Below are 24183 nucleotides of genomic sequence, written 5' to 3' on the forward strand. Positions count from 1 at the left end.
GCAGGATGTGGAAGCTGCTAAAAAATGGTTTTACGAATGCCTGGAGTCAGCCTTTTGCCGTATGTGCTTTGTTTACATATAATCTGCTGTGGGGCCTGACGCTATATGCCGCAGTTCGCTCGATCGTCGTTCCACTGCTGCACCGCTACCCGAGCCCCGAGCTATCCCGAGAGGCCGTTCAATTATTTTGGCTGGAGGCGCAATTCCAAATTACGAAAACCGATCTGATCGTACCCTATCTATGGTGGGCGCTCGCACTGCTGTTGATTCGCATGGTTCTGAGCCCGCTCCTGAGTGCTGGCATCTACTATTCGCTGGAGCATACGGAATTGAACGCCGGCTATCGGTTTGTACGTGGCATCCGCAAACTCGCTCTACCCTTTCTCGGCTTATATGTGCTGCAAATCTTCCTGACAGTTGCTCCTTTGTACCTGCTGGGAACGAAAGTCATCGAGGGCTATCAATCCCACGCATCTTTAACAGCAATCGGCTGGCATCTGCTGCCGTGGATCGGTATCTATGGGGTTTATCTGTTACTGATACACACGTTATTTATGTATATGCAGTTTGGGCTTGCCAGCAGCAAATCACTTCTCATTTCTTGTCGGCTGCTCGTCCGCAATGCTCTTACAATTCTGCTGATAGCTATATTCACGCTGTCGGTTACCTTCATAATCTCCGCTCTGGTAATGACCTCAGCCATGGTATGGGCGGGCTTCACTGCTCTAATGCTGGTTCAGGCTTACCGACTGCTTCACATGTTCTGCAAAATGTGGACGATCACCTCGCAGCACGCCTTGTGGAATGCCAAGCATGAATAAAGCTTTGCGGGTTTGAAACCGTACATTAAGCTATCCAGCTAACCTAAATAAACCTCGCTGCCGCGTTCACAACGCATGGCTGCCGAGGTTTTTTATTTTTATAAATCTACATCATTCGCACGACTAAAGTCCTGCTTTCGTCAATAAACCACTTTTTTCACAATCATAGTGAATGCTAATTTTACAAAATAATGAAAAATTGTCGAAACTTTTAATTAGAATACGTTTTCATTTTTTGCCGTTTATAGCGTCCAACTCATGCAAACCCTTGCTGTACAAGGCTTTATATGATGTTGAATAAAGTTTCACATTTCGACCGTTAATTGTGAACATTTTGTGACTAAAGAAGGAATTTTAAGGTAAAGGCCGAATTCTTTTAAAGTCAACAAAAAAAACTAGCATTTGCCGAATTTCCGACATACTGGAAAACGGGGGATCCAATCTGGGTGAATTGATCTCGTTTCAGAGTGATCATAGGGAACCTTCAACCGAACCCTCAGCTAACCTCGTAGGCACCGGAAGGGGAAAATTTTTTGAAGAAGTTTTTTGGTATTGCATTAGGTTTAGCACTGTTTTGCAGTGTGCAAGTAGGCAGTGTTTTTGCCGAAACCCCTTTGAGCCAAGCTATTAACGATGGCGTGGGTGCTCCTTACAAGTATGCTGGCACTACGAAGAACGGATTTGATTGCTCAGGCTATACAGCTTTCGTTTTTGCCAAATTGGATATCAAGCTGCCGCATCAGTCAAAAGGGCAAGCAGAACTTGGTACAACAGTTGAAAAGGACGATCTGCGTCCTGGGGATCTCGTGTTTTTCAAGACAGACGGTGTAGGAATTTCTCATGTTGGCGTATATGTTGGCGGAGGTAAATTTTACCATTCAGCAACCAATATAGGCGTAACTGTCAACAAGCTTAATGAAAATTACTATACCAAGTATTATGTTACCGCTAAACGTATTTTGTCTGACGAGCAGTATGAAGCTTTTATGTCAGATAATCAATAGAATGAAGTGAAAGAAACCTACTTTCTTACACCATACTTCTACAGTTGATCGAGCCCATTTTAATGGAGCCCTCAGTGCTTGCTTCCGTAACGCACCCAAAGCGTCGGACAAGGCTGCAGGGCTTTCTTCATTTATTACCCCGCGAAATCAGGGTTGAATCTGCTTATCGACATTATAAATTGATTATTTAAAATATTCAGTTTATTTGTAAAAATACAAAAAACGAGTGCATTCCAAGAAGCCCTGCACCCGCGTGGCTGCCATCAAATGAGGTGCTTATCGATGATTATATTCGTACATCGCAAGGATCTGCGGGTAGACGACATGCTCGCATTCCATTATATACACTCACAGCGCAAGCAGAGCCTGCATGTGCTCATTCTCGACCCCTTCCTGCTAAAGCACGAACGGCACCTCGAGCACAGCGGGATCAACTTTCTCCAGCATACGGCGCGGCTTCAACAGCTATATCTGGAGGCTGGTCAGCAGCTTCATATTTTGTACGGTGAGCCGTCTCAGGTCCTCGCTGCTCTCCTAGCGGCGCATCCGGTGGAGGAGCTGGTTTTCCACGAGGATTGCACTCCTTATGCAAAGCAGCGAGATCGGCTGCTTCGCGCGGCGGCCAAGGCCGCTCAAGTGAACGTTACTTCTTTCGACGAGCAGGCGCTCCTTGACCTGCGTGATTTTCACCAATGGAGCGGACGCAGCGAGCCGTACAAGGTGTTCACGCCCTTTTACCGGAAGTGGAGCGATTATCGGCTCCGCTTCTACAGACCGGCAGCAGGCGTGCATGTGAGCCAGCTCGCCACGGTCGCGATAGCTCCGGCGACCGCCGAGGCGTACGCGCTACCGCGGCAGCTGGCTGAGGCGCTGAGCGCTGCGGGTGGCACTTGCAGCGCTGCTTTGCCGCAGGCGACGGCGGGTTTGGGTGAAGCCGCAGCGTCACCCGACCCGCACAGCGTGCTGCGCAGCTTCCTCGCGGAGCGGCTGAGCGGCTACGCCGATGGGCGCGACCGCTTCGCGCTCGAGGCGACGAGCCGCTTGAGCCGTCACCTTAACGTCGGTGCCATCTCAGCGCGCACCGTCTATGAAGCGCTGCTGGAATCCGAGCAGCGCGAGGTCTGGCTGCGTCAGCTGGCCTGGCGTGATTTCTACATCTATCAAGCGCGGCTCGACGCCGACTATTTTCATTATGAGAAGCGATATGATCTGTCACCGTTGGACAACCGCCACTTCCAAGCCTGGTGTGAGGCACGCACCGGTATCCCAATTATCGATGCGGCAATGACAGAACTCCATAAGACAGGCTGGATGCCAAATCGACTGCGAATGGTAACCGCGATGTTTCTGACCAAAAATCTGTTGTGCCCGTTCACCTACGGAGAGCAATATTTCCGCTACAAGCTGAGCGATTATGACAATGTACTGAACCGGGGTGGGTGGCTGTGGTGTGCATCACTTGGGTTTGACGCTGCGCCTTATTTCCGGATCATGAATCCAGTCACTCAATCACTTACACATGACCCAAGCGCGGGTTATATTCGGCGCTGGCTGCCAGAGCTTGCAGGCTTGTCTGACAAACAGATTCATCAGCCGCGATCGCATGCCCTAGTCGATCTGACAGCCTCACGAGCGCGTGCTATTGAGGTGTATAAAGGCATATTGCAGAGCGGCCGAAGCTAAATGTTCAGCACCTGCTGCAGAAGCTTACAAGGCCAATAAAGCCGCTTTCACGAAGGGATGACTCGTGAAAGCGGCTTTTTCCATACCCTTGATATTTAACCTGCCAGTACGTCGCAAATAACAAAACTGTCACGCCTTGCAGACAATCTGCCTCCGATCATTTCTCAGATTGTCTCCTAAACGACGGTGGATACAGCGGTGAATCCTGCACCCTCATCTTCTTCCATACTCTACCTGCCGTAGTTCTCTTCTCCGAAACTTTGACACTATCATTGACATATTATATTGACACCGAAATGATGTAAACGGGCTGCAGCTCACCTATCAACCAAACAAGCCTCAACCGCCACTAGATAAAGTGGGGTTGAGGCTTGTCGGGATTCCAGCAAAAGCAGAGGCTTCAGCTTTATGGAGTCTGAATCAGTTCGGATTTCAACAGCAGATTGCGCAGCAGTGCTGCTGTTTCTGCCCGTGTAATGGGACGGGACGGCTTGACACTACCATCCTCGTAGCCTTGCATCAGACCCAACTTCACTGCTGAACCAAAGGCTTCTTTGGCCCATGCAGGAATTTCGGAGCGATCCTTCACTGCAGCAAGCGCAGCTTCCGTTTCCGGTTGGCTGACAGCGATCATGCCAGCAATCGTCCACGCCTTATTTAATATAGCCGTTGCCTCAGCACGCGAGATCGGCAAATTCGGACGGAACGTCTGGTCTTCATATCCCGAGATCAAGCCATAATTGCTGGCTTCAGCTACGATAGGTCCAAACCAATCGGAAGCTGTTACATCCCCATACGGAATTGCCCTTGACTGTGGTGCCAAGCCAAGCGAGCGCATGACCATCGCTGTAAATTCGGCACGCGTAACGGATTGATCCGGCTCGAACCGATCGGCCGACTTACCGTCAACTATGATTCTCGATGCCAAATCGGTGACAGCTGTCTGTGCCCAGTGACCCTGAACATCAGCAAACGTCTGGCTGTTCGAAATGACGGCGTACATGCTGTTGGTGTAGCTCTTCATATGTGCCCAGTACAGACCGTCTGTTTGCTTCACGATCGTTGGCACATGATACATGCTTCCGTCTGAGCTAATACGAACCCCTGTCGCACTCGTCTTCGGATCATAATCCTCCGGCAAAGATAGCCCACGTTCCACATATTGTGTGAAACGCTCTGATTCCAGTTCCTTACCTTGGTACGTATAAACAACTCTGAAATCAGCTGGTGCAGCCAGTATGCGTGCGCCCAGGACTGCTGCTTGGCCTTCCAGCGCTTGAGACTCCGTCTCTGTTGCATCTGACATTTGTACCTGCACCTTAATATCTTCCAGATGGACGTTATTCCCGAATCTGCGCCCGATCTCATCAATATTCATCGCGTTCGCAGGCAGCTTGTAAATCGCATGATCCGTACGAATTTCGATGATTGCTTCCTTTTGCTCCATTTTCTTGATCATACTACCGGTTAATTCACTGATGATCTTGTCATAGTTTCCAGGAATAACAATGGAAATGACCGGCTTTTGTTGTTCACTGCTCAATGCCTTTTCCAGTTGATCCAGCTTGAAGGAAACATGAACTACATTTTTATCGTTTTCCTTCTTCACCTCGGCAACAGCTACATCCTTATTCGTCGTTCCATTAATGTTAATGTTGAAGCTCGTCGATGGCTGCGCGGCAGTCTGATCATTCAGAGGAACGAAATTTGCACCGATTGCATAGGTTTTGGATTCCATTCCGTCTGGACTTTCCACACGAATTAATAAGGTGTTAGCACCCGTGTTCAGACTCGCAGTAGCTACATCCTGATTGTTAACGGCAGTTCCGTTCACACTCACTTTGGCACCAGCTTCAGCAGCAACCGCATGAACGGTTGCGAGCCGATTGGTCATTGCGGAATTAAGACTATAATTTAATTGCAAGGGCGAGAACTGCTTATTCAGATCTTTCCCTGCCACTTCAAGCTTGCTTAAATTCAAATTCGTTGTCACTGCTTTTTGCCTATTGATATTAAGCATATAGGTTTGGACCGCTCCGCTCGCAGCCGTGACGACGATCTCAAATCGATTAGCGCCTTCCACCAGTGTCAGTTGAACTTTTCCAGTGTTATCAACCTGCGCCCCATTGACCTTCACGACTGCTGTAGAATCAGCAGCCTGAACCCCAAGCAAGAAGCCGGATACGTTCGAAGCTACTGCCGCTTCGTAGTTAGTCACATTAGGATCAAACGTTCCCGGTGTCAGCTGAATTCCAGCAGCCGTCAGGTTTTGCAGCGCGGTATTCGTGCTTGCTTCTCTGTTAACTGTAACTGTGTAGGACGCTGCCTTGGACCAATCCTTGGATGGTTGATTGGCATCATCCGGAGACAGGACTTGTACCTGAATTTTATTGTCGCCCACATTCAGCGGTATGGAAGCCGATGCCTGACCACTTGCTGTATCTTGACCATTTACCCTAATGATCGAACCTTCGACGACAGCCGTCGGGGTCACACTCGTTTGGGTAACCTGATTTCCAACGAAAGCATCGTAGGTCAGCTTCGTGCTCTTAAACTGCGAGCTTAACTGCAGCTGTGACTCAGCAGCAGGAACTTCCACTGAATTCCCATTCAGATTAAGCTGCTTTAATGAAGCCACACTGGAAGTGGCAATCAATTGAAGCGTGTACGTTTTCTCTGTGTTATTCGCAGCGCGAACCTTCGCCGTGATGGTTTTCGTGCTCGAAATGTCTACCCAAGCCGAATGATCAGCATCAACAGCTTGTCCGTTAATCGTAACCACGGCGTCAGATTCCACAGGTACGGCCCAGACGCGCAGCAGCTTCAAGCCTGCATCAATCTTGGTCTGATAGCTCATTGTACCTGTCAGGAACTCCGTAGTCAGCACACCTTCATCTGTTGCGAATGCAGCGAGATCAGCGCGTGCTTCGCCTGTCCCTTCGCTGCCCTTGGCTACATCCAGACGATGCTCTGTTTTATTACCCAGCTCATCCTCAGCAACGATATAGACTGCAAGCTCTCCGCTCGCCGGAATTTGTGCAAAATATTCAAAATGTCCCGCTTGGTCCACAGGCACGACCGTTCCATTGATCTTCAATCGAACGCCTGTCTCACTAGCCCCCACGATTTTAGCGCGGTTGCCCTGAATAACCTGACCATTATAAGGTGATTTCAGAGACAAATGCGGCGCGGTTCTATCAATAACTATTTTTTGATAATAGTCGCTTTTATCGCCACGTTCGTTCACGGCTTCAACCAGGATTGTATAGTCACGCTCAGGAAGCGGGTCCAGTACGTACGAGGCTGAAAGCGCCGGTGTCGCATCCTTAATGCCCAGTGACTGGTTATTGACAAACAGCTCTACCTTCGAATTCTGGTCGCTGGTAACTTTGAGTGTCAACCGATTGGCCGCAGTTACCGTAAGCTTTTCTTTTAGCTCATTCTGCTGCTGCTCGTTCAGCCCCTGCAAATCCTCTTGCTTCACATAATAAGGCATATACAAATGCTCAACTGCGGCTTTACCTTCCGTATCGAGCTGAAGGCCCAGCTTGGCAGGTACCGGAATCGCCAGATCTACATTCACAATCGCAGACGGAGCACTCACGAAACCAGCAGTGTCAGTCTGGCGAATCGCCATGACACTTAAACGATGCTTTTGCCCTGGATTCAAACCGGAGACAATCGCTTCTTGTGCATTCTGGGCACTTGGCTTCATATCCATGGAGACTCCATTGTACTTCACTTTGCCCTGCTCATCCGCTGTAAGAATACGATAGCTTGTGACATCTTGCCAATGTGTATCTGTAAATCCAATCTTTATCTCGCCATTGCCCGTAGATATCACATGCAGGCCCTCTGGACTCGGCAGCGTTTGTGATGAGGTCACGCTAATCGGTTGATCCAGCACTTTAAAGATCGGACCGAACGATTCACTGTCGGCAACAATGGCAAGCCAGTATTGACCTGGTAAATTTCCGTCAGGAAGTGTGACAGTCGTAACCCCCGAGGACGGCAGATTTTCAGCAACGATCTGACCAATCGGCTCTTCCGGATTTTCCGTCAGCATCACCTTCACCTTGGTATCAGCTTTCGGATTATTGACCTTCCAATTCAATTCAAAACGGTTCATGCCTGATTGTTCACTCGCCTGGAACGCTCCGAATGTTGGTACTGGAGGCACCTTGTACAAGTCGAATAGTACCGGTCCTACAGTGGATACTTTCCAGAATCCTGTTTTGTTTATATTTACATTAACTTTTAAAGAATTAGTTGTTTTGTCCAAAATCGCGTTGCGGTCGGCGCGTGACTCATCCCAAATGATCGTGACCGCTTGACCGTCTGCGTCGATAATTTGCGTGGATTCATTACCTCCAGCAATATCGAACAGCGTAGGACCTGTTTCGCTCATATCCAATGTATAGGTGTATTGGACCTGATCTCCGTTTAATTCCTCCATCGTAGCCTTCTTATCGAACACCAGTATGGAAAGTAACGTAAATGCATCTGATTTGACCATCCACCAACCCGCCGTATCGACATCAACAAGCGCTGTCAGCACGTGGCGGCTTTCATCGTACTTCGCATTCCAACCCGGATTGTTCGGATCCAGTACTAATGAATACAGAGTGCCATCCGGCTTGTACAACTTCGTATTAGCCGAAGCCACCGAAATTTCCAGAAGCACTTGTTTACCGGCGATACCATTGAAGTCTGCCATCGAAGCAAACTCCGAGGCTTGTCTCCATTCCTTTACCTTGGAGAAGGCCACACCGTTCTGCAATTTATACATATCTACTTTAGCGTCCGCTCCCGCATCAACCAGCCAGGTACCAACCTCAGCCGCCTCAGCCATCACATACAAGGTGTTAGCGTCCGCACTACGATATGCATTCCAGCCTGCATGACTTTCATCTGTATCCAGAACATAAGGTCTGCCATCCGGTTTCATAATGGCTGTGTCCGCTTTGGCACCTCTGATCTCAATAAAGTAGTTTTCACGTTCCTGTAAAGGTGCTGGTATGAATGCTGTATTAGCTGTTGTGCGCAGCTTTTCAGCCACCGCATCAAAGCCGAGATCTGCATTTCGATATAACGCTTTATGAACCGCAACCCTCATCGTATCCGGTGCTGTTAGCACCCAATCTCCCGGCTGATTGAAATCAACCTCCAAAACAACGGTACCACTTGCTTCATCATAAAAGGCATTTTTTCCTGCCGATTCATATTGAAGATTGTAGGTAAGGCTATCCGGCTGTGCCAAACGTACACTTTTATTAGCATTGTTCAATACGATAAATCCTTTATAAGGCTCATTGATCTTGAACGTATGCTGGATCGTTGTGTCTTGTCCAGATTTATTAACGCCTACAGCCGGATTCGTTTCCATCTGAATCGTCGTAATAGCGCCAGGAGCAACAACTCCTAGACCTGATGCTTTTCGATCGCTGGCTTCAAACATCTTCTCGCCAATCACTTCCGGCCATTTGCCGCCTCTATCTGAGGATGACAACACCATAACGCGCTTGGACTTTGGCATATCCTCGGCACGGAAAAACCAACTGCTGACTTTTTTGGCTACGTTATATATAGCCTTTCCTGTATTGACGACTGCATTGGCGACATTTTTCACGGTTTGCAGCGCATCCACATCAAAGTCGATTTTTTTCGTTTTGAACGGATAATCCACCTTGAAGCCGATTCCGATAACCGACAGTCCTGCATTAAAGTGCTTTTCGTCTACACCGATGTTAGCCTTCGTTAATGCCTGTCCGCCTACAAGCTTAATATTACTCGGAATTTGCACACGGGTATTGGCATAGCCGGTTGGAGATGAGCCTTTAAAATATTTGATTAGCGCTTCACCAACCAAAACATTAAGAACGTCGACACTGCCCTTCATACGGAAACCAGGTTGATTGAAGCCCTCATAGCCTGTAGCATTAGCCACGACAAACAAATCCAGGTCAGCTGCATTAATCGTGTAGATAGCAAGCTTTCCAGACGCTCCAAAGTGGTTAATAGAGGCTTCAACATTGAGATCATTGGCATTCAACAAATTCGCACCGTTGATTTCCGGCGATGTATAATCCGACAATCCACCCAGCAGATGGAACGTCAACGGAGCTTCATCGCGACTCGCCATATTAGAGACTCCGCCACCGACTTTCGTAAACTGAGCTCCAGTGCTACCAATCTTGATTTTGCGGTTAATGGCAAATTTGACGGTATCGAGCTTTGAATGCTTAAGCAGCAAATCCATCTCAAAGCCCAAGTTATAATTACGCATCTGTGCTGACGCACCAAAGCCGTATTCCGGCACTCTGGTATCGATCCCAACCCGCACTTCACTGCTCTCAACCGGACCTGTTTTAAAATCAACGCCAAGCTTCAGATCGGCATCCAGATCCACTCGGTTTTTCTTGAATTCTAGAGCGTCGATTGCAGCTTCGCCTTTTACTTTGGCTGAGCCTGCTTTAAATTCGACATTCATTTTTCCCTTGACGCGAATACCGTCCTTAATAAAGGTAAAGGACTCGATCGCAACTGGCATGCTCATGCCAATATAGTCGTAAGGGGTATTCAAATCGGAAATTTTGAAAGAAAAATTTTGCGCTTCAAATTCGAAGTTACCCTCGTGAATGGTGTACGCTGTCATAACGGGAATGGCACTCTTACCGTTTACATACAGACGTCCATTCCCTTTGATTTTTTCATGATTCGGATCGGTTTTGTCTATAGTCAACGTTGCACCTTTAAAATACAGGTTATCATTGATCGTCACGACCGCTTCACTGTTAGTAAGCTCAAATACATTCGGTTTGCTGGTACGCTCTATAAAAGGGCCACGAAGCGTGATTTTTTCGACACTGTTGCTATCCTTAAAATCAGATCGATTTTCTACGACGACCTCGTCATAGTTTCTCGAGCGATAAGCAGCATCATTCGTAATGGTTACAGCATTCGTAAACGTTTTGCTATTGAAATAGTTATGGGTGATTTCCAGATCGTATGCCCCCAGCGGCAATATACTGCCATCACTCTGCTTGGGAAGCTTAAGCTCAAGAATCGTTTCACTAACCAACTTCACATCAGCCAATGGAATGGTATAGGTTTGTCCATTACCGCTTAACTTGAAGGACAGGGCCGTTACCGGATATTTTTTCAGCAGCTTGTTGAACGCCGCTCCGACAAGACGTATCTTTTGTTCGTCCTCTACATGAAGATGTGCAGGTGTCACGCTCGAATATTTGACATCCTCGCGATCCATCGGCATTTCAACCATAAATTCCTTGATGCCGCCATAGCCGAAGCCATTCATATTACGGGCGTAAGCTCTTGTTTCATAAAATATACTTTCCTCAAGTTTACTCAGCCTAACCGTGTGTGAGCCTGGACTATCGATGGTGTAGGGTTCCCCTCTCACAGAAGTCCAGCTTCCCGATGGATCCAGCTTGGGTCTATATTGAATCCCCCATTCGGCAACGGTCGCTCCTCCTGTGCTTACGAGCTCATTCACAACATCTGCTCCCACGGTTGGACCTACTGCTGAATACTGCGTTGTAATATTGCCCGTATCCGTCACAGGTACAGCGGATAGGAGAATATCCTGGTAAGCACCAAATTCCGTTGAAATACGAAAAGACGGTTTGGTTGCCGAGGCTCGATCCTTAGCTTCATAATAAATCCGCGTTTTTCCCGACGCATCCAAAGTCACAGTTGGACTTGGTGCGAGGGTCTCGAATTCTTTGCTTTCGTCCAGAAAGTTAATATTGCTTTCTTTGCTTATGTTGAGCTGTATGCCAGCGCCTTTCTCACCCTTGGAGTTTTTCAGCTCCACATCGGAGTAGTAAAACGGGAGACCCGGTTTATATACGGAATCATAGACAGAGCTGCTGACCGTAAAAATACTAGGCGCTTCCTTGTAACAACCGCATGTTGGATCGATGGGGTCGTATTTATTTGTCAAATACCATTTGAGAATGTCATGGGCTTGATAAGCTCCACCTGTCGCTGACGTAAACCCAGCATACACATCCTGTGAGCCCATAATGCTGGCTAAATTGACTCCAGCCTGTTCAACAGTTGCCGTGCTCGGCTTGGAGTTATTATCATTTAGAAAAACCTGAATCTTGTCCCCAGTGTAATCAACCCAAACATGAAACTGCTTATTTGGATCTTTGAAGTTAAACTTATTTTTATCGATATCCTTTACTACTTTGGGAGTGCCATTCTTGTTCTTATGGCTGACCGTACCATCCAGATGGATGCCGATATGGTTATTACTCGGGTCCCCTATCGACGCTTCTGTATTTGGGTACATATCAAACTCAATCCCAAGGCTGTTTTTGATACCAACAGTTCCATCCAGTCCACCGAAGCCAATCCCGTTGCCGAGACCGCCTGCACTATTCGAATCTGCCTGCAGCGTAAAAACGAAGCCATCGGCACCCGCTTCATATGCGCGGGGGTTTGTGGTGCCTTGACCTGAGGTCTGAAACACAAAATACGTACTGAACGCATTATTAGTACCAAGCGATAGCCGTTCCTTGTTAAATACACCACCGGATTTATCGGGTAATGCTGGTGTCAGGCGCAGCTTTCCATTATTAACGGACGTACTCCCGTTAAATTTCAATCTTGAAGCTGATTGAAGAAAATCATCGTACAAAAAGGTAATATACTTTGGTGCCGGATCAGATGGATCAGCCTGGATTTTGGAAGCTCCCAGCTCCAGTATCGGCAATAATACCTGAAGCATCAGCAGTACAGCCAATAAGGTCGATACTCTTTGCAGAAATGAGTTCTTACGCTTTTCTGAAACATGACTTGCCCCTTGCATTAAACATCCCTCTCCCTATTTCTTTTTCATTCCTAAACCTGACCTATCCTGACTCTGACTGGAATCCTATGCGGTTCGACAAGTAAAGCGTTATCCACTCTAATCATCAAAATTAGTACTTTAAGCCCAATTATAGTAAAGGTCTCTGAACCGATTCTGAGCAAGAACCCTGATATTTCGACAATAACGAGAACCTATATGACAATAACAGACATTACCCAAGGTAAAAACGAATACGATGTGAGGTAAAATATCACAATTCCTGATATAATTTAATGAGATCCACGTATCTTTTTAAAGGAGTGTGCACGATGAAAGCCATTCTTATCGACGACGAGCGACCCGCGCTGCGGCAGCTGGAGCAGCTGCTGCAAGGAGTTGAAGGCATTCAGATCACCGGCAAATTTCTTTCAGCTCAGGAGGGTTTGGACCATCTGGCCAAAGAGCAAACCGATGTCGTATTTCTCGATATTGGGATGCCCGAAATGAACGGCTTGACTGCTGCTGAATATATTCAACAAATCGACAGCAATATCCGGATCGTATATATAACCGCCTATGCCCAGTATGCGCTCGAAGCGTTCGAATTGCATGCGCTGGATTATTTGCTGAAGCCGGTTGATCCCATCCGATTTTCCAAAACACTGAATCGGATTCGGACCTATTTCCCAGCGAAGGAGCCAGTTGTAGAAAAACCGGCAGTTCAGGAGCCCATCGTATTTTGTTTTCAAAACCTTACCTTATCGACCCGAATTGACCCTGACGGCAAGGTGAAATGGAGAACATCCAAAACCAAAGAGCTGTTTGCCTTCCTGATTCATCACAAAGGAAATCGGATCACCAAGGATCTGCTAATTGAGGAGATTTGGCCCCAATTTGCTCCTGATAAGGCCATGATCCATCTGCACACCTCCATCTATCAGATCCGAAAAATTATTAAGCAATCCGGTCTACCGGCAACGTTGGATTTTTCATTAGAGAGTTACCGTCTAAATGCCGACGGGCTGATGACGGATGTCGATATTTTTGAAAGCAGCATTGCCCAAGTGGAAGCGCAGGACACACTGAATGAGAGTCAATGGCGGCAAGCAGACCTTGCCTTAAAGCTATATACGGGCCATTACTTGGATGAGCAGGATTACAGCTGGGCTAAATCGAGAAGAAGTCAATTGCTGCAGCGCTACCTGAGCCTGACGCTTCGCACCGCCGAGTATGAGCTGGCAACGGGTCGTGAGCGTCAGGCAATCGGGAGACTGGAAAAAGCACAGGAGAAGGAGCCCTATTCGGAGGAATTAGTGGAGTTGTTTATGATAGGTTTAGCCAAGCTAAACCATTATACGGCGCTGCAAAACCTTTATGAATCATTCGTCAACCTGCTGCGTATCGAACTGGACATCGAACCCCAGCCGCAAACACGGGAGCGGTATGAGCGATTGATGCTAGATGATAAGTTGTGAAGCCCATGCAGCTCTGTTTTTTTCTACAATGGAGCTCATTGATCTGTGTCACTGACGTCATTATTTTGAAATAGCGGCACTTCAAAGCTGACGGTTGTTCCCTGCTTCCACTTACTCTCTACCTGAAGACCTTTCCCGTACAGCATCAGCAGCCGTTTATGTATGTTTTTCAGTCCGACACCGCCAGAGCTGTTGTCCATTAAGATAGCGGCCAACTGCTCAGGTGGAATACCTACGCCATTGTCTGTGACAATCACCTTGATACCTGTCTCCTGACTTTGAACAGTGATTTGAACCTTGCCGCCTGCAGCTCGCTGCATAATACCATGTCTGACTGCATTCTCAACAATTGGCTGGATGCAAAGCGGAGGAATCATGATGTAGCCCTGTTCGACAATATCATATTCCACTTCAAGCCGTTCCTCGAACCTTGCTTTTTCCAGAAGCAGATAGGCCTGGACCAACTCCAGCTCTTTATCCAACGGAACCAGCTGATCACGGTTCTGAAAATCAAAGCTGCTGCGTAAATATCGGCTCAGCTCCAGCAGAAGCTGCATCGTTTTATTGGGATCAAGACGGCAAATGGCCATAATGGTGTTAAGTGCATTGTACAGGAAGTGCGGTTTGATTTGAGCTTGCAAAAAAGCCATTTCCGTACTAATCAACGTCTGCACCGATTGGCGCAGCTCCAGCAGAGTACGGACTCTTGCTCTTAGCTCCCCAGCATCCACAGGCTTGGTAAGAAAATCATTCACTCCCGCACGGAAGCCTGCCACAATTTCTTCAGGACGACTTCTCGCCGTTAAAATAAGCACAGGAAGCTCAGAGAGCAAATAACGCTCTCGTATCACTTTGCATAGCTCAAGCCCGGATAAACCCGGCATCATCCAATCCGTAATAACCAGATCGATTTGTGGATTGCGGCTCATTAGCTCCATCGCCTCAGCTCCATGATTGGCTGCAAGGACCCGATAATGGTCCAGGGTCAATAAATTAATCAGCACCTGCAGATTGACGGGGTCATCATCGACGATCAGTACGGTTCCATTCGTAAATTCACTTGGGCTTACGCCTTGAACAACCCTCTCAGCGGCTGCTGAAACCTCGGCAGACACAACTTGTTGAGGCATTCGTTGTACCCTATCCGGCTTGCCCGACGCTGCGGGAAGCGTAAAATAAAAAAGCGATCCAAGGCCGGGCTCTGACTCTACAGCAACCTTGCCCCCACCGAGTTCGATCAGTTTTTTGGTAATATGCAGACCGAGCCCTGTTCCCGTATACGCCTGACTGTCACCAGCAGCAAGCTCGACGTAAGGATTGAAAATTTCGTTCAACCGGTCCTTGGCAATCCCTTTCCCGGTATCTGCAACCGATATTTTCACTTCACTGCCTACAGCCTCGGCATAAATCCGAATTTCTCCCTCCTGCGTAAACTTGACTGCGTTGCCAAGCAAGTTGTAGAGGATTTGCCTCAGTCTATCTTCATCTGTATCCAGCATGGGCAGGTTATCCGGCCACTGCTGCACAAAGCGAATATTTTTCCCGTCCCTTACATGATCCACTACCTCCAGCACCGATTGCACGACAGATGGAAGGTTTACCTTTTGACGCTGCAGCTGCAGTTGTCCATTTTTTAGCTTATTGAAATCAAGAATATCATTAATCAGGAATTTCAAACGCTGGCCCGTGGCTACGATCATAGATAAATGTTTAACCTGCACAGCATTCAGCGGTCCGGCTACACCCGCGAGCAGCGAATCTGCCATATTGACGATTCCATGCAACGGTGTTCTCAGCTCATGCGACGTACTGGCCATAAACTCGTCCTTCATCTCATCCAGCGTAAGCAGCCTGCGTGAAAGCTGTTCGACCTTATTGAATAAATTCGAAAACCGTTTGGCGAGAAGCAAAGCCTGAGCAAAAATAAAGACAAGGATTTCGTAGGGAAAGAAAATATAATCTTCCAATGAGCCAAAAATATACAATAAATTGATCGCAAGCATCATCAGGATGCTTTGCAAGCCTGCCAGGATAGCGAGCGAATTGTCCTCACGCAGCTTCAAGCCCTTTAGCATCAAATAAATAACATAACCCACACTAATAAAGCCGAACACATAATAAATGATTTCCCACTCTGAAAACAGGCGGCTCGGCAAAAAAATGGCTACAAGTGTCATTAAGCAAACAATCACCTTCATCCAAGGCATCAATGCACGATGATGAAACCTCGGAAATAAACAAACCGTATATAAAATTAAACAATAATAAATGAATGTAGAGGACATTAGTTGAATCTTCATTACAAGCTCATAGGGAATAAAGGGCAGTTCAGCCAAAATCAGCTTCTCTCCATGAGTCAGTACATAGATAAGACACCAAAAACAGAACGCACCGAGATAAAGCAGGGAAGACTCTCTTTTACGCAAACGGAATAGCAGCAAAAAGTATAAAGACAAAATCAAGAAGCCTGCTGTTGTCAGCAAATACCCGAAAATATGATGTTCCCTATTTTTCAATATGGACGTCTGATCGCCAAACAGAAGCGGATAAATCATCCCACCCGAGGCGTAGCTAAAATTGGATATTTGTACTACAATCTCAACCACGTTCCCATTGACGGAAAAAAGTCGAATGTAGGGAACATTGTTCGACGTGCTTGTCTCAGGCGTCAGACCGGGAATACCGCTTGCCCCAATCAGCTGACCGTTAACAAACAGGCGATTGGCCATGCGGATATTGACGGTCCGAATACCGTAAATGTCTGATTCCTTGTTATTGAGTACCAACCGCAGCCGGTAGGTGCCTGCACCATCAGCATTCGATTGATACTTCTCTTCGTTCATATAATCATTCCATTTGCCGGGTACGGATACGATTCCGGTCTGAACCGGCTTTGGCTTATCTGCATTTGTGGATTCGGTAAAATCCGCGGGGGTCAACAGCTGGTTGCGATAAAATTCCCATTCACCTGTCAGTTGAACAGGTCCATCAGCCGCAAAGCTCCATGTATTTAAATCCAACCTGCCTTTAACGGCTTGAGGATTGTTATCGAAACTTTCCATATTGCGGATAATCCCATACAGTGGCAGCAATGTAATGAAAATAATGCCTAAAATTAAAAAAAATCCATATTTCTTCATCCAGCCGCCCTCGCTTTATACACGTGTGTGTTTAAATCATATCATGGATATTTACAGGACGATATGCTTATTCAAGGAAAGGAATCAGAAGAAAGTAACGGACAAGCTTTTTTCTGAACAACCCAAATAGGGCTGTGAAGGGCTGCCTTCCGGCAACCTGTCACAAGCCCGCACATTCATGACCATGTGGTCTTTCTCCCTTACTCTTCACCTGTAGCAATCGGATTATCGGCATACGAGATCCAGTCACTCCAGGAGCCTGAATACAGCAGCACATTAGAGAAGCCTGCTTCTTTAAGTGCTAGTACGTTAGGGCAGGCTGTCACACCCGAACCGCAGTACACGATAATTTCATCAGCGGACGCAAGATCGGCGAATCGTTCTTTTTGAGCGATAGCATCCTTCCAGCCGCCTTGATCATTCAGACCATGCTTCCAAAAGTAAGACTTCGCCCCAGGGATATGTCCGGCTGCCGGATCGATTGCTTCCTCAAGACCAAGGTATCTCGGATACTCTCGCGAATCGACAAGCACCGTACCCGGACGGCCTATGCGATTCTTGACATCCTCCATTTGCAGCAGGAAGCCCTCTTGCAGTTGCCCTTCAAAGATGGCTGCATGCATCGCCGGAGGCTCATCCGTAACTGGGTAACCCGCTTGCTTCCATGAGGCAAAACTGCCTTCCAGTACATATACCTTGGTATGGCCTAAGGCCTGCAGCATCCACCACAAACGCGAAGCCATCGCACCACTTTGATCATCATAAGCAATAACCGTCGATTGCGCGTCGATACCAACCTCTCCGAGCCGATGCATAAAATCTTCCCAGTTAGGCAGCGGGTGTCTGCCACCATGCTCGCCTTTGGGAGCGGATAAGTCCTGTTCTAGATCCATATAAACGGCTCCTGGAATATGCTCGATGCCATAGGCAATGCGTCCCGCTTCGGGTTGACCCAGAGTAAACCGACAATCCACGATAACGATCTGTTCGTCCGTTCCATGCTCAAACAACCAATCCTGAGCAACGATATGCTGCATCCTCTGACACTTCCTTTATTTATCTTTTGTCTTTATATTACCATTATATAGTTAAATTGGGGACCAGCAACTGAATACCTCAAGTCGACAGTCCGACGGAATACAGTTAAAATGGAATGACCCTAATTATGAAAAGTAAGATGTGCCTCATGCACATCGAAGGAGGCCTTCTTTATGCTCGCACAAGCTGCATCCATGTTTGAAATCATACCCTTAACCGAAGCCCACTGCCGTGATATCTGCACCTGGTCTTATCCCATGCCTTACCATACGTACGACTGGCAACCCTGGGAAACGATGCTTGCTCTGCAAGAGGAGTTTGCGGATGAGCAGCTGCGCGAGGAACAGTACCGTGCCGTCGTGGATAAAAACGGTATGATGTGGGGTTTTGTCCAATTTTTCCCAATGGTAGGCGTAACCCGAATCGGATTGGGCATGCGCCCCGAGTTGTGCGGACAAGGCCATGGCGTTGCTTTTGTTCAAGCCATTACCGCCGAAGCCAGACGAAGAACTCCTGCCCATGAGATTGATCTGGAAGTGCTCGCTTGGAATGTTCGCGCCTACCGGGTCTATCAGCAAGCCGGGTATGTACAGACCGATACGTATACGAAGATGACACCCACAGGCAAGGAATTGTTTTACTGTATGGTATGGAAGCCCAAAAAGACTTAAGCGCATAGATGCGTGATGTTTATCTCAGCTTCTCGATCTGTCGTTTGGCCTACAGTTCAGTGACATAAGCAGCATCGAACCGGGCCGCCGCCGTGAAATCGAGATCCGTTAATCCGCCTGCATTCCATGAGGTTAATCGTAAAGTGACCAACTTATAATCAATAGCGATCATCGGGTGGTGATTCAATTCTTTCTCAGCGATATGCGCCACTTTATCAACAAAAGCGATACCTTCGAGAAATTGGGAGAACCGATACCTTTTGGCGATCCACTTGCCATCCTCACGACTCCAGCCCTCAACCAGGTCCAATTTCTCTGCTACAGCTTCCTCCGATAGCTTGCTCACTCGCCTCCATCCCCTCACACCAAGTAAATGACATTAATGAGCGTTTCTTCGTGATAGATAACGATTACATGCTTCTCCTTATCGTGGCTCAGCGTGCATCTGCCTACAAGGATTTTTGGATCAGTGCCCAAGCCATAAAACAAATCGTCAGCTAAGGTCTGAATGCATTCCCGCTGCTCTTCAGGCTCAAGCTCTTCCCATTCCCCCGCCGTCATCTCCAAAAAGCTATAGCACTCGTCGATGCTGAGCAGTGCCTCTGTAAAATCACTAATGATATCCGGGTATTCACGGCCAAATTTAATGCCCACCTCTACCACTCCTTCGGTTTAACAACCACATGGAAATACTTACTAAACATTTTAACCCGAAAAAAGCTCTTCATGCAAATATCCAAATTAAGCATTTCGTTTCAAAATCTGTTACACTGTAAGGATAGACAAAAAGTTCGGAGGCGGAACGTCCCTCATGTTGAAGCTGCAAATTCCAAAAAACCGACTGAATTATTTAATAGAACGGATGCAGCAGGACTTCGAGCTGTCGGCTCTGGAGCGCGGTTGGCAGTACGTACACAAAGGACGGGTGAAAGACATTGAGCTGCGTCACGGTATGGAGATTCACGCTCAAGCCCATGGTGCCGAGTTATATGAAGTCATTCTGGATCTTGAGCAATTTGCCAAAAGCTCCTGCACCTGTCCCAAAGGCAAGTACTGCCAGCATAAGGCAGCGGTTATTTTTGCCCTTTATGCGCCATATGCCAGACCTGAGATCCTGCTTCAGCAGTTAAAACAGGCGATTCTGGTTAAGAGCCGCCAACAGCAGACTCGGGCAGCCACAGGTACTACGAAGGCTGAGAAAAAAGCGGAGCGGCTCGAGACCCCGCAAGCAGACCAACTGCCTGTTCAGTGGCAGCGTTTCTTTGACCAGCAATTTTACGGATACTCGTTATCACAGCAAAATTCAATCGAATTGTTTTATCACGCTGCCCAGGACTCGCTGCGACCTATTGCAGGCAAATGGGAGACTTCGATAAGACAATTATTCGAGCTCCATGTACTATTATTTGTAATGCGTAAGGCTGAACAATTTATAGCCGATTCCAAATCGTCTTATCTTACCTCGTATATCGAATCCGGAAGCAAGGTTATCGCCAAGCTTTGTCAGGAGCAATTAGACTTGCTGCTGCCCCGAATGGACTTCAAGCAGCTGGCGAATGTTTATCCGGAGGCACTGGACGAAACTCTCACTCTGCTGGGAGAGCTTGCGCTAAACGGCAGTGCTTCGCCGATGCATTGGCTGGTCGTATACCGCAGCCTCTGGTGGAAGCTTGAGGGCCAGCCAAAACGACTGGCCAAGGAACGCAAAAGACTCGAGCAGCTAGCTGCCAAAGCAGCGGCAGCCAGCCCGACTGAAAAGACTTCACCCAGCCAGCGCGATGCCATTCTGATGGCCTTGGCACATTTCCAGGTCATGGAGCAGCGCGATGAAGAAGCTAGAGATCTGCTGACACCGCTGGCCAAGAAGGAAGCACGTGATTTCTTTCTGTATTTACACCGGTTTTATGAGGAGATGCAATGGGAGCGTATGCTTTCTTGGCTCCGCTGGCTGCTGCCTACGATACAGCGGGCACAACAGGAGGAATTGCGTATATTTTGCACGTATTGGATGGAAGCCGTCAGTCACCAGCCCGATGACAATGAATGGGTTGAGGTTATGGTTGCGCTGCTGCCGCGGACCTATTATTTTTACACTTCCTATTTAATGAAATCAGAGCGCTTCAGATCGTGGGTCGATTTGCAAATTTCCAATCGAGTCTCCCCTATCGACCTCTATTCAGCCGACTTGAAGCTGGTGGAAGCCAAGGACCCCAGTCTGCTGCTTCCCTTGTACCATCAGGCGGTAGAACGCTGCATTGCTGAGAAAAACCGGAATGCTTACAAGCTTGCGATGAAATTTTTGAAAAAGCTTCAATTGTACTACACAAAGCTTGGAAAGCCCAAGATCTGGGATGAGTATATATATTTGCTCTCTACGCGATATTCCCGTCTGCGCGCACTGCAAGAAGAGCTTCGGAAAGGGAAGTGGATTCCATGATTGAACCTTCTGCCATCACCATTCATATCCGCCCCATGACGCCCGCCGGTTTTTTCTTGTATGGCGCGCGTCCCAATGGCGGTATTTGTGACGCTTACGATTTGAAGCATCTGCTTTTTGCATGGCATCAGCCATCCTTTTACGGAACGTTTATCGAGGTCATTGAGTTTATGAATATGGAAGGATTGCAGCTGCCTGCGCTAACAGCCCTCGACTATTTATGCAGCCCGAGCGCCGTCTCCCATACGAAGCTGGATTGGAGCCGAGATCTGCGTGAGCTGATGCAACTGGCGCCCCATGTGAAGGAGGCGCTGGTTCAGGGCCGCTGCATGCCCGATTTCACCAAATGGAAGGCAGGGGAGCTAAGCTGGAAGCTGGCCCTTCCCGACCCGATTGCCGCTGCCGCTTTAACACCGCTGGCTTCAGCGTGGATAGATCAGCTTATCCCCGAATGGGGGATGGAGGACGGCGCATTGGGCCAAAGCATACAGCAGCTGGAGCAAAATTATCCATTGATGCTGCGCGGCAAGCTGCCCTCCGACCTGTGGATGGATGAGGAAGACTGGCTCTTTTCAATTGGCTGGCAGACGGACGGCACACCTTTTCGTACTTGTTTGCAGTTAAGCGAACCGATTTCTGGTCAGAGCAGTTGGCCTGTTCATGTGATTCTACAGGACCGCTCCAACAAAGATTTGCTTCATGAAGTGGATGCCACAGCTTTAGCCCATATGGATGACAGCCATTCAAGCAATCGGGATAACACCGAGAAAACTGCTGGAAGCAGGCTCAGTACCGACAGCTTGGCGACAAGCGCAGCAACAGGCTTAAAAACAAGCTTAGAAACTGATACTCCCAACAGTTCCACATCTGACAATACCGCAGCCGATCGCATCGTTGACTCGGTTCAACCCGCGCTCCCAGCGGCGCTTGAACTTCTACCCGAAACGTGGCAGCCTCATTTGGCAAGAGCCGCAAGAGACCTCGCCAAGTGGCAGCGTATCGTACCCGTTCTTCAGCAGCAAGATGAATCCGCCAGCGCCATACGCACAGAGCTTTCATCCGATGAAGCATGGGAGCTTATGACTAAGGGTAGTCTACGGCTGATGGAGGCCGGTTATTCTGTATTTCTGCCTGCTTGGTGGGAACGTATTCGCCGCTTTCGGCCGCGCCTTAAAGCCAAAATTAAATCTTCCGTCGGCACGGCACCGCAAGCGATGTTCGGGCTGCAGCAGTTGATGCAGTTCGATTGGAAAATTGCACTGGGCGATATTGAACTGACCGAAGAGGAATTCCGCGAGCTGCTGGCAGAGAAACGCAAGCTAGTGCAAATTCGCGGCCAATGGGTCCAGTTGGACCCTGCGCATCTCGCTCAGCTCGAGCAGGTGATGAAGCAGGTCCAGAAGAAGCAAGGCCTTACCTTGCGTGATGTGTTGGAGCTGCATTTGCTTGGTTCATCAGCAGGAGAAGAAGATATGGGGCTGCAGCGATCCCTGCAAATGGAAGTGGAACTGAACGAGCAGTTGGAGGAAATGGCTGAACTGCTTAACCATACGAAGCGACCTCCGCTGATTGAGCCCTCCGCCTCCTTTCAAGGGACCCTTCGTCCTTACCAGCTCGAAGGCATGTCCTGGCTGCTTTTCCTGCGTCAAATCGGGTTGGGCGGCTGTCTGGCCGATGATATGGGACTTGGAAAGACGATTCAGATGATAACCTATTTACTTAACATCGAAGAACTCGAGCCAAGCTCCGGATCATCTACAATGGTAAACCCGGACGGTACAACCATCCAGCGTATGCCCTCTTTGCTCATCTGTCCAACATCTGTGCTGGGCAATTGGCAAAAGGAGCTGCAGCGTTTCGCTCCCAAGCTGAAAATTCATCTTCATTACGGTCCGAATCGGGCTAAGGGATTGGCATTTAAAGAAGCCTGTGAAGGCCATCATCTCGTGCTGACCACTTACACCTTATCTCATTTGGATGAGTCTGAGCTGACACAGTTCGAGTGGAATTCGATCTGCCTGGACGAAGCGCAAAATATTAAAAATGCTTATACCAAGCAAGCGACTTCCATCCGTTCTTTAAAAGGCCGTCATCGGATTGCCATGACCGGGACTCCAATAGAGAATCGCTTAACCGAGCTTTGGTCGATATTTGATTTCCTGAATCCTGGTTATCTCGGTTCACTTCGCGACTTCACTCAGCGCTATGTCAATACGATCGAAAAAACGAATGAACCCGAGCTGGTGGCCAAGGTACAGCGGCTGATTCGCCCTTTCCTATTGCGCAGAGTCAAGAAAGATCCAGCTATTCAACTCGATTTGCCGGATAAGAACGAATACAAAACCTTCGTGGCACTTACGGCCGAGCAAGGCTTACTATACGAGAATTATATTAAGGATATGTTTGAGAGGCTGGACCGCTTAACAGCGATGGAACGAAGAGGATTAATTTTGGCGGCTTTAACGAAGCTGAAGCAAATCTGCAACCATCCCTCACTCATGCTTAAGGAAGCAGCAAGCTCGCCCTGGCAGCAGCGTTCCAATAAGGTCGAGCGTCTGTTGGAAATGGTGCAGGAGCTGCGTCAAGAGGGAGATAAATGTCTCATCTTCACACAGTTCGTCGAAACGGGACACCTGCTGCAGCGTATTCTGGAGCAGGAGCTTGGGGAGCCTGCGATTTTCCTTCATGGCGGCACGCCCAAAGCGGGTAGAGACCGGATGATTGCCGAATTTCAAGGCGATGTACTTCCAACCAGTGGTCAGCCGAGTATTTTCCTCCTATCCCTCAAAGCAGGAGGTACCGGTCTGAATTTGACCGCCGCGAATCACGTATTTCATTTTGATCGTTGGTGGAATCCTGCGGTAGAGAACCAAGCGACAGATCGGGCTTTCCGTATTGGCCAAACCCGCCATGTACAGGTGCATAAATTCGTCACGCTCGGAACTCTGGAAGAACGTATAGATGAAATGATTGAGAAAAAACAGGAGCTTAGCCAACAGATCGTAGGCAGCGGCGAGCAATGGATTACGGAAATGTCGACTACCGATCTGAAGGAGCTATTCTCTCTGCGCAGCGAATGGATCGAAGGTTAAG

12 protein-coding genes and 1 riboswitch are annotated in these 24183 nt (G+C 48.1%); of the genes, 7 read left to right on the forward strand and 5 right to left on the reverse strand.

What is annotated here, in order from left to right:
- Nucleotides 1-5 precede the first annotated feature (5 nt).
- From BM210_RS23260 to BM210_RS23270, 3 genes are all read left to right on the forward strand, one after another.
- The gene (locus tag BM210_RS23260; protein ID WP_091174073.1) at nt 6-821 is read left to right on the forward strand and encodes a hypothetical protein; all 816 of its coding nucleotides are present in this window, start codon (nt 6-8) and stop codon (nt 819-821) included.
- 393 nt (nt 822-1214) lie between these two features.
- Nucleotides 1215-1351: riboswitch (cyclic di-AMP (ydaO/yuaA leader) on the forward strand.
- Nucleotides 1352-1354: 3 nt separating this feature from the next.
- A complete protein-coding gene (locus tag BM210_RS23265; protein ID WP_091174075.1) occupies nt 1355-1825 on the forward strand; it encodes a C40 family peptidase in 471 nt (156 codons plus the stop codon).
- A 282-nt stretch (nt 1826-2107) separates the two neighbouring features.
- On the forward strand, nt 2108-3508 hold the full coding sequence (locus BM210_RS23270; protein ID WP_091174077.1) for a cryptochrome/photolyase family protein: 1401 nt from the start codon (nt 2108-2110) through the stop codon (nt 3506-3508).
- Nucleotides 3509-3914: 406 nt separating this feature from the next.
- On the opposite strand, the gene BM210_RS23275 is transcribed toward BM210_RS23270, so the two are convergent.
- A complete protein-coding gene (locus tag BM210_RS23275) occupies nt 3915-12347 on the reverse strand; it encodes a cadherin-like beta sandwich domain-containing protein (RefSeq protein ID WP_091174079.1) in 8433 nt (2810 codons plus the stop codon).
- A gap of 311 nt (nt 12348-12658) precedes the next feature.
- Between BM210_RS23275 and BM210_RS23280 the strand changes: the two genes are divergently transcribed.
- Nucleotides 12659-13804, forward strand: a complete 1146-nt coding sequence (locus tag BM210_RS23280; RefSeq protein ID WP_177237962.1) for a response regulator — start codon at nt 12659-12661, stop codon at nt 13802-13804.
- A gap of 35 nt (nt 13805-13839) precedes the next feature.
- On the opposite strand, the gene BM210_RS23285 is transcribed toward BM210_RS23280, so the two are convergent.
- Both BM210_RS23285 and BM210_RS23290 read right to left on the reverse strand, forming a co-directional pair.
- On the reverse strand, nt 13840-16944 hold the full coding sequence (locus BM210_RS23285; protein WP_091174083.1) for a hybrid sensor histidine kinase/response regulator: 3105 nt from the start codon (nt 16942-16944) through the stop codon (nt 13840-13842).
- A 200-nt stretch (nt 16945-17144) separates the two neighbouring features.
- Entirely contained in the window at nt 17145-17981 is an 837-nt protein-coding gene (locus BM210_RS23290; protein WP_091174086.1) for a sulfurtransferase, read from the reverse strand.
- A gap of 174 nt (nt 17982-18155) precedes the next feature.
- On the opposite strand from BM210_RS23290, the gene BM210_RS23295 reads away from it, so the two are divergent.
- Nucleotides 18156-18653 (forward strand): GNAT family N-acetyltransferase, encoded by a 498-nt coding sequence (locus BM210_RS23295; protein ID WP_256223954.1) that lies wholly within the window; start codon nt 18156-18158, stop codon nt 18651-18653.
- A 49-nt stretch (nt 18654-18702) separates the two neighbouring features.
- Here BM210_RS23295 and BM210_RS23300 read toward each other — a convergent pair whose 3' ends face one another.
- Both BM210_RS23300 and BM210_RS23305 read right to left on the reverse strand, forming a co-directional pair.
- Nucleotides 18703-18999 carry a 4a-hydroxytetrahydrobiopterin dehydratase gene (locus BM210_RS23300; RefSeq protein WP_091174090.1) on the reverse strand — a complete coding sequence of 99 codons (297 nt, stop codon included), beginning with the start codon at nt 18997-18999 and terminating at the stop codon, nt 18703-18705.
- Nucleotides 19000-19013: 14 nt separating this feature from the next.
- Nucleotides 19014-19307: a hypothetical protein gene (locus BM210_RS23305; protein WP_091174093.1), complete on the reverse strand. Its 294-nt coding sequence runs from the start codon at nt 19305-19307 to the stop codon at nt 19014-19016.
- A 157-nt stretch (nt 19308-19464) separates the two neighbouring features.
- Between BM210_RS23305 and BM210_RS23310 the strand changes: the two genes are divergently transcribed.
- Both BM210_RS23310 and BM210_RS23315 read left to right on the forward strand, forming a co-directional pair.
- Nucleotides 19465-21090, forward strand: a complete 1626-nt coding sequence (locus BM210_RS23310; RefSeq protein ID WP_091174095.1) for an SWIM zinc finger family protein — start codon at nt 19465-19467, stop codon at nt 21088-21090.
- Nucleotides 21078-24182: a DEAD/DEAH box helicase gene (locus BM210_RS23315; RefSeq protein WP_256223955.1), complete on the forward strand. Its 3105-nt coding sequence runs from the start codon at nt 21078-21080 to the stop codon at nt 24180-24182. The genes BM210_RS23310 and BM210_RS23315 overlap by 13 nt, the downstream gene beginning before the upstream one ends.
- Nucleotide 24183 lies beyond the last annotated feature (1 nt).

This window comes from Paenibacillus sp. 1_12 (assembly GCF_900114475.1).
Lineage (GTDB): Bacteria > Bacillota > Bacilli > Paenibacillales > NBRC-103111 > Paenibacillus_S.

Coding starts and splice junctions, on each gene's coding strand:
- BM210_RS23260 (WP_091174073.1), top strand. CDS start 6: ATGTGGAAGCTGCTAAAAAATGGTTTTACGAATGCCTGGAGTCAGCCT.
- BM210_RS23270 (WP_091174077.1), top strand. CDS start 2,108: ATGATTATATTCGTACATCGCAAGGATCTGCGGGTAGACGACATGCTC.
- BM210_RS23275 (WP_091174079.1), bottom strand. CDS start 12,347: ATGCAAGGGGCAAGTCATGTTTCAGAAAAGCGTAAGAACTCATTTCTG.
- BM210_RS23280 (WP_177237962.1), top strand. CDS start 12,659: ATGAAAGCCATTCTTATCGACGACGAGCGACCCGCGCTGCGGCAGCTG.
- BM210_RS23285 (WP_091174083.1), bottom strand. CDS start 16,944: ATGAAGAAATATGGATTTTTTTTAATTTTAGGCATTATTTTCATTACA.
- BM210_RS23290 (WP_091174086.1), bottom strand. CDS start 17,981: ATGCAGCATATCGTTGCTCAGGATTGGTTGTTTGAGCATGGAACGGAC.
- BM210_RS23295 (WP_256223954.1), top strand. CDS start 18,156: ATGCTCGCACAAGCTGCATCCATGTTTGAAATCATACCCTTAACCGAA.
- BM210_RS23310 (WP_091174095.1), top strand. CDS start 19,465: ATGTTGAAGCTGCAAATTCCAAAAAACCGACTGAATTATTTAATAGAA.